Source organism: Devosia rhodophyticola, from assembly GCF_028816475.1.
GTDB classification, from domain to species: Bacteria; Pseudomonadota; Alphaproteobacteria; order Rhizobiales; family Devosiaceae; genus Devosia; species Devosia rhodophyticola.
In genome coordinates this window covers 1663742-1677977 of record NZ_CP118247.1, presented here as the reverse complement: position 1 = coordinate 1677977, position 14236 = coordinate 1663742, and the positions used below count along the sequence as shown (strand labels likewise).

At 55.0% G+C, this 14236-nt stretch carries 12 protein-coding genes and 1 pseudogene; 4 read left to right on the top strand and 9 right to left on the bottom strand.

Translation table 11 applies throughout. The annotated features are described in order from the left end of the window. The first annotated feature begins 65 nt into the window (after positions 1 to 65). The gene (locus PSQ90_RS08235; protein WP_282212906.1) at positions 66 to 884 is read left to right on the top strand and encodes an exodeoxyribonuclease III; all 819 of its coding nucleotides are present in this window, start codon (positions 66 to 68) and stop codon (positions 882 to 884) included. On the opposite strand, the gene PSQ90_RS08230 is transcribed toward PSQ90_RS08235, so the two are convergent. From PSQ90_RS08230 to PSQ90_RS08220, 3 genes are all read right to left on the bottom strand, one after another. Then, the gene (locus PSQ90_RS08230; RefSeq protein ID WP_282212905.1) at positions 881 to 1330 is read right to left on the bottom strand and encodes a Crp/Fnr family transcriptional regulator; all 450 of its coding nucleotides are present in this window, start codon (positions 1328 to 1330) and stop codon (positions 881 to 883) included. The two genes, PSQ90_RS08235 and PSQ90_RS08230, sit on opposite strands and share 4 nt — an antisense overlap. A 97-nt stretch (positions 1331 to 1427) precedes the next feature. After that, on the bottom strand, positions 1428 to 2111 hold the full coding sequence (locus PSQ90_RS08225) for a response regulator transcription factor (RefSeq protein ID WP_282212904.1): 684 nt from the start codon (positions 2109 to 2111) through the stop codon (positions 1428 to 1430). A 168-nt stretch (positions 2112 to 2279) separates the two neighbouring features. Then, positions 2280 to 2966, bottom strand: a complete 687-nt coding sequence (locus PSQ90_RS08220) for a YggS family pyridoxal phosphate-dependent enzyme (RefSeq protein WP_282212903.1) — start codon at positions 2964 to 2966, stop codon at positions 2280 to 2282. 139 nt (positions 2967 to 3105) lie between these two features. Here PSQ90_RS08220 and leuS point away from each other — a divergent pair, with 139 nt between their 5' ends. Genes leuS through holA form a run of 3 tightly spaced genes read left to right on the top strand, consistent with a single transcriptional unit; the run spans position 3106 to position 7242 of the window. Then, positions 3106 to 5724, top strand: a complete 2619-nt coding sequence (gene leuS / locus PSQ90_RS08215; RefSeq protein ID WP_282212902.1) for a leucine--tRNA ligase — start codon at positions 3106 to 3108, stop codon at positions 5722 to 5724. Further along, positions 5711 to 6220, top strand: coding sequence for a hypothetical protein (locus PSQ90_RS08210; protein ID WP_282212901.1), 510 nt, complete (start codon positions 5711 to 5713; stop codon positions 6218 to 6220). Before leuS ends, PSQ90_RS08210 begins: the two co-directional genes overlap by 14 nt. Next, positions 6220 to 7242, top strand: a complete 1023-nt coding sequence (gene holA / locus PSQ90_RS08205) for a DNA polymerase III subunit delta (RefSeq protein WP_282212900.1) — start codon at positions 6220 to 6222, stop codon at positions 7240 to 7242. Before PSQ90_RS08210 ends, holA begins: the two co-directional genes overlap by 1 nt. A 37-nt stretch (positions 7243 to 7279) precedes the next feature. On the opposite strand, the pseudogene PSQ90_RS08200 reads toward holA, so the two are convergent. The 6 genes and pseudogenes from PSQ90_RS08200 to rho all read right to left on the bottom strand — a co-directional run bounded on the left by PSQ90_RS08200 (position 7280) and on the right by rho (position 14153). Further along, a pseudogene (locus PSQ90_RS08200) lies at positions 7280 to 8145 on the bottom strand (ParB/RepB/Spo0J family partition protein). A 10-nt stretch (positions 8146 to 8155) separates the two neighbouring features. Then, on the bottom strand, positions 8156 to 8956 hold the full coding sequence (locus PSQ90_RS08195; protein ID WP_282212899.1) for a ParA family protein: 801 nt from the start codon (positions 8954 to 8956) through the stop codon (positions 8156 to 8158). A 30-nt stretch (positions 8957 to 8986) separates the two neighbouring features. Next, positions 8987 to 9634, bottom strand: a complete 648-nt coding sequence (gene rsmG, locus PSQ90_RS08190; protein ID WP_282212898.1) for a 16S rRNA (guanine(527)-N(7))-methyltransferase RsmG — start codon at positions 9632 to 9634, stop codon at positions 8987 to 8989. Next, entirely contained in the window at positions 9635 to 11497 is a 1863-nt protein-coding gene (gene mnmG / locus PSQ90_RS08185; protein WP_282212897.1) for a tRNA uridine-5-carboxymethylaminomethyl(34) synthesis enzyme MnmG, read from the bottom strand. A gap of 84 nt (positions 11498 to 11581) precedes the next feature. Further along, positions 11582 to 12880, bottom strand: coding sequence for a tRNA uridine-5-carboxymethylaminomethyl(34) synthesis GTPase MnmE (gene mnmE / locus PSQ90_RS08180; RefSeq protein ID WP_282212896.1), 1299 nt, complete (start codon positions 12878 to 12880; stop codon positions 11582 to 11584). 7 nt (positions 12881 to 12887) lie between these two features. Next, positions 12888 to 14153 (bottom strand): transcription termination factor Rho, encoded by a 1266-nt coding sequence (gene rho / locus PSQ90_RS08175; protein WP_282212895.1) that lies wholly within the window; start codon positions 14151 to 14153, stop codon positions 12888 to 12890. Positions 14154 to 14236: the final 83 nt, after the last annotated feature.

The window sequence follows — 14236 nt, the reverse complement described above, 5'->3', positions numbered from 1 at the left end:
CCGGCGGGGTTTACCGCTCCACCTGCCTCAGCCATAAAGAGCCCTCAATTTCTCAAGGTCTTTTAATGTCTGTCTCCTTTGCCACCTGGAACATTAATTCCGTTCGCCTGCGCCTGCCCATGGTGCTCGACTTCCTGGAAAAATATCAGCCCGATGTGCTGATGCTTCAGGAGATCAAATGCACCAATGACCAGTTTCCGGCGGCGGCCTTCGCCAAAGCCGGCTATCCGCATCAGGCAGTACACGGCCAAAAAAGCTATCACGGCGTCGCCACCATCTCTAAACTGCCGCTGCGCGATGTTTCGAGCCGCATGTTTTGCGAAGTCCCCGACTCTCGCCACGTCTCAGCCCAACTCGATTTTGGCCATGGCCCCCTGACGGTGCATAATTTCTATATTCCGGCGGGTGGCGACGAGCCTGATCCCGAGATCAACCCAAAATTCAGGCATAAGCTGGGGTTTTTGAGCGAATTGGGTGACTGGTTCGCCGATCCCGCCTTTGTCGGCGAGCATCTGATTGCCGGGGATTTCAACATTGCGCCGCACGCAAACGACGTTTGGGGGCACAAGCAGCTGCTCAAAGTGGTCAGCCATACCCCGATCGAAACCCAAACCCTGGATGCCCTGCTGGTCAATGGTTGTGGCTGGACTGATTTGGTCCGCAAACACATTCCACACGACCAGAAGCTATACTCATGGTGGAGCTATCGCAGCGCCGACTGGCAGGCTTCAGATCGCGGCCGTCGGCTCGATCACATCTGGTCAACCCGCAATATCGCAGAGGTCAGCCAGGGCGCCGAAATCATTCGCGATGCCCGCGGTTGGACAGCAAAACCTTCTGACCATGTTCCGGTGATCGTGCGCTTCGCGCCCGCGGCAACCTAGCGTTTCATCTTGGCGCCGACCGGTTCCAAAGCACCGAGATAGGCCGCCAGATCCTGTTGAATGCGATCTGCGGCCCGCTCAGCCAGATCGGGCGACTGTCGACACAGCTTCAGAAAAGAAGCGCGCGGTACAAAAAGGGTCTGACACTCGACCACGGCGGTAATAGAAATCGGTCGTGACTTCGACAGAATGAGCGCAATGGTGGAAACGACACTGCCGGGGGTGCTGATTGCCGAAGGTTTGCCCTTACCCTCGGGCTGGATCTTGAGCGTACCCGAAATCAGAATATGGGCGCCAAGCGGCACTTCACCCGCCCGGTATATCATTTCATCGGGCGCAAAGAGGCGCTGTTCGCTGGAAAATGCCAGCAAACGCTTCTGCTCCTCATCGCATATATCAAAGAAATCGGCGCTGGCCAGTATCACCGCCGCATCGTCTAATCGCATCCCGCCCCACACTTACCCGAGCCCGCCACTAATGTGGCGCGCCCTCAACCTATAGGGCATTTCTTAGGATCGACTGAACCAAAAACTTTATAAAACCTTAAGGTACCAGCCGATATCCACCTTCTTCGGTGACCAGAAGGCGCGCGTGCGATGGATCGCGCTCAATTTTCTGGCGCAACCGGTAGATGTGGGTTTCAAGCGTGTGGGTGGTGACCCGGTTGTTGTAGCCCCAGACTTCCTTGAGCAAAATATCACGCGAAATCGTCTTGGGCCCCTGCCGATAGAGGAATTTGAGGATCGAGGTTTCCTTGTCCGTTAGCCGAACCTTGCCCCCCTCATTGGTTTCGAGCAGTTTGGCCGCAGGCTGAAACGCATATTGGCCGATGGTGAAAACCACATCCTCGCTCTGATCATGCTGGCGCAATGCCGCATTGATTCGCGCCAGGAGAATCGGGAAACGAAACGGCTTGGTCAGATAGTCATTGGCGCCTGAATCCAGCCCCCTGATCTGGTCGGCCTCGCTATCATGACCAGTCAACATCAGGATCGGGCTGCGAAATTCTGCATCACGCAGCAATATGACCGTTTCACGCCCGTCCATGTCCGGCAGGCCGACATCCAGTATCATCAGATCAAAATTCTGCTCACGCACAGCAGCCAGGGCCTCGGTGGCCGTGCCGGCTTCGCTGATCTCGAATTCCTGGGTTTGAGCCAATTGCTCCACCAACGTCTGGCGCAGCTCCGCGTCGTCATCAACCAATAGAATGCGGCGCTTGTTCATTGTGTTCTCCGGGGCAGGTCAGATAGGCAGATACAACACTATCATTATGACGAGGGGTATTGGGCTACCTCATCACAACGGCGTTATAGGATCAGCAACGGGTTGGGCGCCCTGAAAGTTGCATATCGGGCATGGGAAACAATGCGGCAAATCGAAGTCGTCGGGCAGTCAGCCAAGCGGTGCCCGCGCGCCGAAAAGCGCCGACCCGACGCGAACATGGGTTGCACCCATGGAGATAGCTGTTTCAAAGTCTCCGCTCATCCCCATCGATAATTCGTCAACGTTTGCCTGTCGCGCCAAACCGACAAGGCTGGCAAAGTAGGGTCCGGGCGGTAGGCCATCAGGTGGAATGCACATCAGACCAACGATATCGAGCCGATGTTCTGTGCGGCAGCGGCCAACAAAATCAACAACCTCGGTCGGTGCGATGCCATGTTTTTGTGCCTCGCCGCCAATATTTACCTGCACAAAAAATTTGAGCGACCGCCCTGCGCGATCCATTTCGGCCCGCAGGCTCGCCGCCAGCTTGTCGCGATCCACGGTCTGGATGCAATCAAACAGCACCACAGCGTCGCGCACCTTGTTGGTTTGCAGCGGCCCTATCAGGTGAAGCTCTATATCGCGATATTGCGTGCGCAGGGCCGGCCATTTTTCGGCAGCCTCCTGCACCCGGTTTTCGCCAAAAACACGCTGCCCGGCATCCAGATACGGCTCCAGGGACGATCCGGGAACGGTTTTTGAGACGGCAATCAACGAGCAAGGCGCGGCGGACGTGTCGAATCGCTTTTTCGCCCGCATCATCGCCTTGCGAACTTCAGCCAAACGTTCAGCGGCTCCATCTTTGGCCTGATCCACGCTTTTACCCTGTTCCTGTTGACCTCAAAGGGGTTTTCTGATGATGGTCCGGTAACCAAATTCCCCGTAAAAGGCAAGCAAGCACGGTGGCCGACCTCGCCCGACTGCCCTCTTACGATACGACCACAAGGATAGCACTGTGAGCGCCGAACGCTACAACCCGCGTGAAATGGAACCCCATTGGCAAAATGTCTGGAATCAGAACCAGTCATTTATTGCGCGCAACGACGACCCGCGTGAACGTTACTATGTGCTTGAAATGTTTCCCTACCCCTCCGGCCGCATCCATATGGGCCACGTGCGCAATTACGCCATGGGCGACGTTCTGGCACGATACCATCGTGCCCAGGGCAAAAACGTCTTGCATCCAATGGGTTGGGACGCTTTTGGCCTGCCTGCCGAAAATGCGGCGATCGAGCGCAAGCAGAATCCGGGCCCCTGGACCCGACAAAATATCGCTTCGATGCGCGAACAGCTCAAATCCATGGGCCTCTCGATTGACTGGACCCGGGAGATTGCCACTTGCGAGCCCGACTATTATCAGCACCAGCAGGCACTGTTCATTGATTTTCTCGCTGCAGGGCTGATTACCCGCAAGAAGTCCAAGGTCAATTGGGATCCGGTCGACATGACCGTTCTGGCCAACGAGCAGGTGATCGATGGCAAGGGCTGGCGCTCAGGCGCCCCGGTCGAGCAGCGCGAATTGACCCAGTGGTTTTTCAAGATCAGCGATTATGCCGATGAACTGCTTGCCGGACTCGACGGGCTGGAGCAATGGCCCGAAAAAGTTCGACTGATGCAGCGCAACTGGATCGGTAAGTCCGAGGGACTGCGATTGTTGTTTGAAATTGCGCAAGGCTCAGAGACTGGCGCGACCAGCATTGATGTTTTCACCACCCGCCCCGATACCATTTTCGGCGCGTCGTTTCTTGCCCTCTCCCCTGATCATCCATTGACCGGTCAATTGGCCGCCACCGATCCGGCTCTTGCCACGTTCGTCGACGAATGTCACAGCCTCGGAACCTCGACAGAAGCCCTGGAGAAGGCCGAAAAACGCGGGTATTTGACTCATTTGACTGTCAAGCATCCCGTTATCGAGGGTGCCACTCTACCCGTTTATGTCGCCAATTTCGTGCTGATGGATTATGGCACCGGCGCCGTTTTCGGCTGCCCCGCGCACGATCAACGCGATCTGGATTTTGCCCGCAAATATGATCTTGAAGTAAACCCGGTCGTCTTGCCGCCCGGAGCGGACGCCGCAGGCTTTGTCATTGCCAACGAGGCCTATGACGAAGCCGGTACCATTTTCAATTCCGAATTTCTCGATGGCCTGTCCATTGAAGACGCAAAAAGAGCCGCCACGGCGTTCTTCGCCGAACGCACCGTTGATGGCAGACCGCAAGGCACGGTCGAGATCAATTTCCGCCTGCGCGATTGGGGCATTTCGCGCCAGCGCTATTGGGGTTGCCCTATCCCGGTAATTCACTGCGAAGTTTGTGGCACCCAGCCAGTGCCCAAAAAGGACCTGCCGGTTATCTTGCCAGAGGATGTCAGCTTCGATCAGCCTGGCAACGCCCTCGACCACCATCCGACATGGAAAAATACAACCTGTCACCAGTGCGGTGGCGCGGCGCGCCGTGAAACCGACACCATGGACACCTTTGTTGACAGTTCCTGGTATTTCGCACGCTTTACAGCGCCGCAAGCAACGACCCCGACCGACCCAAAAGCCGCCAGCGCCTGGCTGCCAGTTGATCAATATATCGGTGGCGTTGAACACGCGATCCTGCATTTGCTCTACTCGCGGTTCTTCACCCGAGCGATGCAGAAAACCGGCCATGTTGCTGTCGCCGAGCCTTTCAAGGGCCTTTTTACCCAGGGCATGGTGACCCACGAGACCTACAAGTCCGCCGCTGGTGATTGGGTGCTGCCAACCGAAGTTTTGATTGAGGTCCACGGCGAAAAGCGCACCGCCAAACGCCTCGGGACGGATGCCCCGCTAACGATTGGCTCAATCGAAAAAATGAGCAAATCCAAGAAGAATGTTGTCGATCCCGACGAAATCGTTGCCACCTATGGTGCCGATACAGCCCGCTGGTTCATGCTTTCAGACTCCCCGCCCGAGCGCGATGTCCAATGGACTGAAGCCGGCGTTGAAGGCGCCAGTCGGTTCCAGCAACGCGTTTGGCGGTTGGTTGGCGAAACTGCTGCGTTGAATGAACAGTCTAAAGATATTGTTGTTAAAAAAGACGACAAAGAGGCGGTTGTACTGCGGAAAACCACGCATCGCGCCGTGCACGCTATCTCTGACGAGATTGAAGGTTTGCGCTTCAATCGTGCCGTGGCGCAGGTATATGAGCTAACCAACGCGCTGGTGCGGGCAGCTGGCGTTATGGCCGCTGCCCCTGAAAGCCGCCTCGACGCGCTGCATGATGGCGTATCACGGCTAGTTCAAGTCATTGCCCCAATGATGCCGCATCTGGCAGAGACGTGCTGGGCCGCGTTGGGCCACCAGGGTTTGGTCGCAGATGCACCGTGGCCCGAGGTGGACCCCAGCCTGCTCATTGATGACGAAATCATCATTCCAGTTCAGATCAACGGCAAGCGCCGCGGCGAATTGAATGTCGCGCGCGGCACGCCCAGAGCGGATCTGGAACAGCAGGTCTTGTCACTGGATGTAATTGTGCGCATGCTTGAAGGTAAGGCCCCCAAGAAACTGGTTATCGTGCCCGACAGGATCGTCAATGTTGTCATCTAAACAATTGATCAAATCTGGCCTTTTGATCGCCGTTCTACTCGCTGTGCCAGCATTGGCCGGATGCACCTTTGCCCCGGTCTACAGTGGCAAATTAGCCGAGCGGCCCAACATACCGCTCGCCTATGCCAAACCCGATAACCGTATGGAACAAATAATCAATCAGCAGCTGGCACTTCGGCTCGGCGCCTCTGATGTGTTGACGGCGCCATTGGCAAAAGTGGTCGCCAACAGTTCCGTGCGCGCACGTTCAATATCTCAAACCGTTAATCCCTATCGCGTTTATGAGGTAACGGTAACTGCGACCTTGAATATCGAGGCGCGCGACGGCTCTGAAAGCGAGCCACTCACATTTACCCGCGCCGCAACGGCGCAGTTCAATTCTAATAGCCAGGTTCTGGCCGATACCGAGGCCCAGATTGAGGCGCGAGAACGAGCCGCCAAAGCCGTTGCCGAGTCGCTTCGTCTCGCGGTCCTCGCGAGCCTGTCGCGGCGCTAATGGGTGCCCTCAAAGCCCACGAAGTTGCACGATTCTTAGCACGCCCCCGCGCCGACGCGGGGATTTTCCTCGCTTATGGTCCAGACGCCGGACTGGTTCGGGAAACAATAAGGATACTGGCCACTACCTTTGCCGGTGCTGGCGATGAGGCAGGCAGTGTCGTTACCCTGGATGGTGGCGAAATTGACGCCGATCCCGCGCTCCTTGCCGTCGAAGTCAAAACTGTTTCTCTTTTTGGTGAGAAGCGCATCATTCGCGTTCGCGGAACCAGCAAATCCCTGGTTACTACCCTTAAAGAAATCATTGGCGAACTTGGGGATACCAAAATTCTTATCGAAGCCGGAAATTTGACGCCGAAGGATGCCTTGCGCGCCCTTGTTGAGGCCCAGTCTACGGCACTCGCCCTGCCTTGTTACGCGGACAGCGACGAGACGCTGAATACATTGTTTCGCGAAACATTTGCTCAGCACAACATTAGGATTGACCCTGAAGTTGTTCAGATTTTGCGCGAGAATCTCGGAAATGATCGCGAAATTACGCGACGCGAGTTGGAAAAGCTGACACTTTATGCTGCCGATAGCAAACAATTGACGGCAGAGCAGGTGCTGGAGCTCTGTGCAGACAATGGCGCGACAATAGTCGATGCCATCATTGACGCGATGGGTACCGGCCATCCCGAAAAACTCGAGATATCGCTGGGACGGGCCTTGAATTCTGGCGTCGAGGCGCAACGCCTCCTTCGATCTGCGAGCCTGCACTTCGCGCAGTTGCGCCAGTGGCGTACCGCAGTTGATAGCGGAAAATCAATTCGAGAGGTTTTGGCCAGCGCTCGGCCCAAACCACATTTTTCCAGAACTGCATTGGTCGAACAGCAACTCCGCCTCTGGTCGGACACTGCGCTGGCCGCCGTCAACGAGAGATTGCAACAGGCGACCCGCGACAGCCGTCGCCAACCGGTGCTGTCCGAATCAATCGTGCAGCGCACTTTTTTGGCGCTCTGCATGATGGCGGCGACGCGGTGACCTAACGTTTCACTTGAAACGTTAGGTCAATTACGGACTATTGGCCGGTTAGTCTCGCGCAAATGCCGTCCAACTGTTCGAGCGTTTTATATCGAATTTCAACCTTGCCCCCCGACTCGCCATGCGACAGCGAAACTGACAGACCAAGCGCATCGGCCAATCGCCGCTCCAGCGCCACCGTGTCAGCGTCCCGCTCGACCGCTGCAGGTTTTCTTTTGGCGCCGCCTCACGCTGCTGACTAAGTGCTTCAGCCTCCCTCACAGACAGACCGCTTCCAACGATCTGCCGCGCCAGCGTGCCGGGATCTTCAGCCGTAATCAATGTACGCGCATGCCCTGCCGTAAGAGCGCCGCTCGAAACCATTTCACGCACATCTTCTGGCAGGCGCAATAGACGCATGGTGTTAGCAACATGCGAGCGGCTCTTGCCAATAACCTGGGCCAAATCCTGCTGGGTATAATCGAACTGCTCAATCAGCTGCCCATACCCCATTGCTTCTTCCAACGGGTTAAGATCGGCGCGCTGAACGTTCTCGATTATCGCCAGTTCGAGCGCTTCCTTGTCGTCCACCTCGCGAACAATAACCGGCACATCGTGCAATCCAGCCCGCTGTGCCGCACGCCAGCGGCGCTCGCCAGCGATGATCTCGAATATATTGGGATCCTCACTGGGACGCACCAACAATGGCTGCATCACACCCTTTTCGCGGATCGAGTTGGTCAACTCTTCTAGCTGATCGTCATCGAAACTGCGGCGCGGATTGGCGCGACTTGCTGTGATGAACTCAACGGGCAACCGTTTGACGCCGCTGCCGCTCTCGGCAATGCGCTGACCGTCCATCGTCGCCATATCGCCAATCAGAGCGGCCAGACCACGTCCCAAACGAGAAGGTTTTTCATTCATTTCCATGTCCTCACGCCGCCGCCAAATGCCGCTCACGGCGAATTACCTCAGTCGCCAGTCGCAGGTATGCCTGACTGCCTGCACACTTCAGGTCATAAAGCAGCGCAGGCTTTCCATATGACGGCGCTTCGCTCAACCTGACGTTACGGGGTATGACCGTATCGTAGACCAGATCACCCATTTCCTGCCGAACGTCCTGCAATACCTGTTCGGACAAATTGTTGCGCTTGTCGAACATCGTCATGACGACACCCTGGATCGACAGTCGCGGGTTCAATGTTGAGCGTATCTGTTCAATGGTCTGCAGCAGCTGGCTCAACCCCTCCAGGGCAAAGAACTCACATTGAAGCGGTACCAACACGGCATCAGCAGCCACCAGAGAGTTCACAGTCAACAGGTTTAGCGATGGCGGGCAATCAATTAGGACATAGCTGACGGGTTTATCATTGATTGTTAATTCATCCACCGCCTTGAACGCATTACGAAGTTTGAACGCTCGATCCGCTTGGCTGGCGATGGTCAACTCAACACCCAACAGGTCCATAGTGGACGGAATGATGGCGACATTTGGAACACTGGTCATTACCGCGGCTTCGGCGACGCGTGTTTCACCCAACAACAAATCGTAGGCGGATATTTCTCGATCGACGCGCGAAATTCCCAGTCCGGTCGATGCATTGCCTTGCGGGTCCAGGTCCACAATTAGAACGCGTTCGCCAATCGCCGCTAGGGCGGTTGCAAGATTTATTGCTGTGGTGGTCTTACCTACGCCACCTTTTTGATTGGCAAGTGTCAAAATACGCGGAGCCAAGTCGGCCTCCAAAACTGTTACCGCAACGAGCTAGATCGAGCGCAAATCGCTAAGTTCGATCAAGACACTGTCTTCAGCAGTGTCGCTTTTGGTTAATAGCACGTTAAAATGCCATTGCGCACCAGCTTCTGCTAATTCTTCAACATGTTCCCTGCCTTTATGCAGGATTGCGCGCGTACTGGGGCCAAAAAACGGCGCAATCATTGCGTTTAGCTGCGGCAGCGGTGCCAATGCCCGAGAGGTAATGACATTAATGGGTGGTGTTTCACGTGAATCTATCTGGTCGCTCCGGCGCCCGTCGACCTGCACTGCCAAACCCAATTCGCGCGCTACAGTTCGCAGAAAGCTGACTTTGCGCCCATTTGGCTCCACAAGAACAAACCGCGCGTCACTCCCCTTCAGGGCAATCGCCAGCGGTAGCGCTGGAAAACCACCACCACTACCGAGGTCCAAAAATGACCGGTCAGACCGTTTCAGCAGCGACAACACCTGCAAGCTATCAATGAAATGGCGCGACCAAATCAAATTCAGTGTTTCACGTGAAACAAGATTCTGTATCCGTTGCCACTTCTGCAGCAACGCAGAATAGGATTCCAAATCTGCAATAATATCGGCACTCGGTCTGACACATCTATCCAGGTAGCTCAGGACCCGATCAATCTCATCGAAACTGGCCACTTAACCAGTTTTCCGCATTTGACCGCGCCGAATGACCGCCAGAAGGAGCGTAATTGCGGCCGGTGTCATACCGTCGAGCGACTGCGCTTGGGCAATTGTCTGCGGCTTGAATTGCGCCAACTTCTGACGAAGCTCAATCGACAGCCCACCAATACCCGCATAGTCCACCCAATCTGGAATTACCCGGCCCTCGTCACGCTGAACCGCCGCAATATCGGCGGCCTGCCGATCGAGATAAACGGCGTAATGCGCATCAACCAGCAATTGATCAAGATGAACCGGTTCAATCATACCAATGTCTGGAAATAGCTCTTTAACCAGTCCAACGTCGATATTGGGGTAGGACAGTAGTTCAAAAGCCGTCCGCCTTTTGCCATCAGCGTTTACAGCCAGTCCAGCCCTGCTGGCAACACTTGGCGTGACGCTCAGTTCATCGAGAATTTTCCGACCGGTGCGGAGCCCCTGCGCCCTCTCCTGAAAAATTGCGCCGCGCGCTTTCCCAACCAACCCGACATCAATTCCCAACTGCGTCAGACGCTGATCAGCATTGTCGGCACGCAGATGCAGCCGAAATTCCGCACGTGACGTAAACATGCGGTAGGGCTCAGCAACACCACGCGTCACGAGGTCATCGACCATCACACCCAGGTAACTTTGTGTACGCGACATGATCAACGGCGGCTTGCCCATAGCAAGAAACGCCGCATTTGCGCCGGCTAGAAGTCCTTGGGCACCCGCTTCTTCATAACCGGTCGTGCCATTGATCTGGCCGGCCAGAAAGAGCCCCGGCAGGCGCTTCAACTCAAGTGTGTGCCGCAGTTCGCGCGGATCTACATGGTCATACTCAATGGCGTATCCCGGTCGAATGATCCGCACATTGGACAATCCCGGCATCGACTGGAGGAATGCCAATTGTACGTCTGCAGGTAGCGAAGTCGAAAGACCATTCGGATAAACGGTTGGGTCGTCCAATCCCTCGGGCTCGAGAAATATTTGGTGACTGTCACGGTCGGCAAATCGCACAATCTTGTCCTCTATCGAGGGACAATAGCGCGGACCACGGCTTTGAATTCTACCCGAATACATCGCTGAACGATGGATATTGTCGGCTATTATTTGATGTGTCTCGGCAGTCGTTCGTGTCACATAACAGCTGATCTGCCGAGTTGTGATTGATCGTGTCAACGCTGAGAACGGCTCGGGCGGATTATCCCCTGCCTGTTCGTCAAGATCGGTATAGTCAATAGTTGATCCATCGAGGCGAGCCGGCGTACCGGTCTTCAATCTGCCCAAATGTAGTCCGAGCGCTTCGAGTCTGCTGGAAAGCCCAAGTACTGGCTTTTCTCCGAGACGGCCGGCCGGCGTGGTTTCCTCACCACGATGAATCAACCCGCGCAGAAATGTTCCCGTAGTCAGGACAACCGAACGCGTAGCGAACGAGCGGCCATCCAGAAGAACCACCCCTGTCACCGTACCCTCGATGACTTGAATATCGTCTACCTCGCCTTCGATGACATCCAGATGAGGCTGAGCCGCAATAGCTGTTTGCATGGCTTGCCGGTAGAGTTTGCGATCTGCCTGCGCCCGGGGACCCCGAACAGCAGGACCTTTTCGACGATTAAGAACACGGAATTGGATACCTGCGGCGTCAGCCACTCTCCCCATCAAGCCGTCAAGCGCGTCGATTTCACGGACCAAATGACCTTTGCCCAAACCACCGATGGCGGGGTTACAGCTCATCTCGCCAATTGTCGCATGTCTGTGCGTAATCAACGCCGTCGGCACACCCGTGCGCGCCGCAGCGGCGGCAGCTTCACATCCGGCATGGCCACCGCCAACAACGATGACAGCATAGTCAGTCATAGAAAAATTCCTGTGAACGGCCTATTTAGAGCAATGTTTCACGTGAATCAATTTTTTTGCACCGGGCACAATGTTTCACGTGAATCATTTGCCAATGCAAAAACTCGAAAACAGCCGGTCCAAAACTCGCTCTGAATCAATTTTCCCAACGAGCCTTTCTAAAGCCTGGGAACAGATACGCAGCGATTCGGCCGCCAATTCGGGGGAATTCAGACTATCCAGTGTGCCAGTCAAGGCCTCACACCCTTGCCTCAACGCCAATCTGTCACGCTCACGGCTTACCAGAACCGGTTCACCGACACCAACCAATGTCTGGGCAAACTTAGACAACCGCTCGCGAAGTTCGACTAAGCCGATGCTACTGATCACCGACACCGAAATATCTTCTTCGCGTCTATCGTGAACAACAAGGTCAGACTTGGTCGCCAGTCGTAGAATTGGCGCGTCAGTCTCAGGTATCGCCTCTGGCGGACAATCTGGCGCGACGAGCCACAAGACCAAATCAGCGCGTAATATTTCGGCGTGGGCGCGCCTGACCCCCTCAGTTTCAGCCAGACTGTCAGATGATCGTAAACCGGCCAAGTCGAGTAGCACAACAAGTTGCCCGTCGATATCAATGGCAACTTCACGAACATCGCGTGTGGTACCAGCCTCCTGGGTAACAATGGCAATGTCGGAATTTGCCAGCGCATTGAGCAGGCTAGATTTTCCTGCATTTGGCGGACCCGCCAACGCGACCCTTAGACCCTCCCGTACCACGCGACCCCGTTCGACATTATCAAGCGACGACATCAACTCCATTTGAAGGGCACGGACCTTCTCGGCAAAGTCATCTGGCAATGCACCAACGTCGCCTTCATCCGAAAAATCGAGTTGTGCTTCTATTTCCGCACGCAAGTCCAGCAGCTGATCGAGCCAACGCTCAATCTTGTCGCTCAAACCACCTTCAAACCGAGCCAAAGCCTGTCGACGCTGAGATTCGGTTTCTGCACTCAACAGATCGCCGAGGCCCTCAACAGCCACCAGGTCCAGTTTGCCATTTTCGAAGGCTCGCTGGGTAAATTCTCCAGCTTCTGCAAGACGCGCGCCCAATTCAGTCAGAGTACGTAGGATCGCCCGCACGCCAGCGGGTGAACCGTGAACTTGCAGTTCTGCGCAATCTTCACCGGTAAAGCTGTGCGGTGCTTGAAAAAACACCACCAGACCACGGTCAAGGATAGTTCTCGCACCAATAGAACGCAGTGCCATCTGGCGAGGAGTAGGAACCTCACCACACAGTTGCTCAACCAGAAAGCGGGTCAAGGGACCCGATAGACGAATAACAGCGACGCCAGACGGTAAAGCGCCAGAAGATAACGCTACGATCGTGTCGTCGATAAGCATTATTCGATCAGGTATTCATTGAGTCAAAGAAATCGGAGTTCGTCTTTGTTTGACGGATCTTATCCATTAGGAATTCCATCGCATCAATAGTGCCCATTGGCGATAGAATTCGCCGCAAGACGTACATTTTCTTGAGAATGTCTGGCTCAACCAGCAATTCTTCCTTACGTGTACCGGACTTTGTAATATCAAGAGCTGGGAATACGCGCTTGTCCGCAACCTTACGATCGAGGATAATTTCCGAATTGCCCGTGCCCTTGAACTCTTCAAAGATCACTTCATCCATACGGCTGCCTGTGTCGATAAGCGCCGTCGAGATGATCGTTAGCGATCCACCGTCTTCGATGTTGCGCGCAGCGCCAAAGAAGCGCTTGGGACGCTGCAAGGCATTGGCATCGACACCACCGGTCAAAACCTTGCCCGATGACGGCACAACCGTATTATAAGCACGGCCCAGACGTGTAATGGAGTCGAGCAGGATCACCACGTCGCGCTTGTGTTCGACAAGACGTTTGGCCTTTTCAATCACCATTTCAGCAACCTGGACGTGGCGGCTAGCCGGTTCATCAAACGTCGATGAAATGACTTCGCCCTTAACCGAGCGTTGCATGTCGGTCACTTCCTCAGGCCGTTCATCAATCAGCAACACGATGAGATAGCACTCGGGATGATTGGTCGCGATTGATTGTGCAATATTTTGCAACAATACCGTTTTACCGGTGCGAGGCGGCGCCACAATCAGGGCGCGCTGTCCCTTACCAAGCGGGGCAACCAGATCCAGAATACGGGCACTGCGATCCTTGAGCGTTGGATCAGGCAGTTCCATATTCAACCGCTCTTCGGGATAGAGCGGTGTCAGATTGTCAAAATTTATTTTGTGACGCACATTCTCAGGATCTTCGAAATTTATCGTATTGACCTTAAGCAGCGCAAAATAGCGTTCGCCTTCCTTAGGCGAACGAATTTGTCCCTCAACCGTATCCCCCGTGCGTAGCGAAAATCGCCGAATCTGGGAAGGACTGACGTAAATATCGTCCGGCCCTGGCAGATAATTGGCATCTGGTGAGCGCAAAAAGCCAAACCCGTCCGGCAAAACCTCGACCACACCTTCGCCGGTGATGTCGACATCCTTGTCCGCAAGTTCCTTGAGGATCGCAAACATCAATTCCTGTTTGCGCATGGTCGAGGCGTTTTCGACCTCATGTTCTTCGGCAAATACCAACAGTTCGGCTGGCGTTTTGGCCTTAAGCTCGCTGAGCTTCATATTCTGCATGTGAGGGATGACCCTTTAGGGAAATCAGAGTGAGGCGGGAGTATATTCTGGGAGGGATTGCACCGCCACGGTGATCAGATGTG

Bases quoted from the DNA above. Each gene is read 5' to 3' on its own strand.
- PSQ90_RS08235 (WP_282212906.1), top strand. From the start codon at position 66: ATGTCTGTCTCCTTTGCCACCTGGAACATTAATTCCGTTCGCCTGCGC.
- holA (WP_282212900.1), top strand. From the start codon at position 6,220: ATGGGTGCCCTCAAAGCCCACGAAGTTGCACGATTCTTAGCACGCCCC.
- PSQ90_RS08225 (WP_282212904.1), bottom strand. From the start codon at position 2,111: ATGAACAAGCGCCGCATTCTATTGGTTGATGACGACGCGGAGCTGCGC.
- rho (WP_282212895.1), bottom strand. From the start codon at position 14,153: ATGCAGAATATGAAGCTCAGCGAGCTTAAGGCCAAAACGCCAGCCGAA.
- PSQ90_RS08230 (WP_282212905.1), bottom strand. From the start codon at position 1,330: ATGCGATTAGACGATGCGGCGGTGATACTGGCCAGCGCCGATTTCTTT.
- mnmE (WP_282212896.1), bottom strand. From the start codon at position 12,880: ATGCTTATCGACGACACGATCGTAGCGTTATCTTCTGGCGCTTTACCG.
- mnmG (WP_282212897.1), bottom strand. From the start codon at position 11,497: ATGACTGACTATGCTGTCATCGTTGTTGGCGGTGGCCATGCCGGATGT.
- PSQ90_RS08210 (WP_282212901.1), top strand. From the start codon at position 5,711: ATGTTGTCATCTAAACAATTGATCAAATCTGGCCTTTTGATCGCCGTT.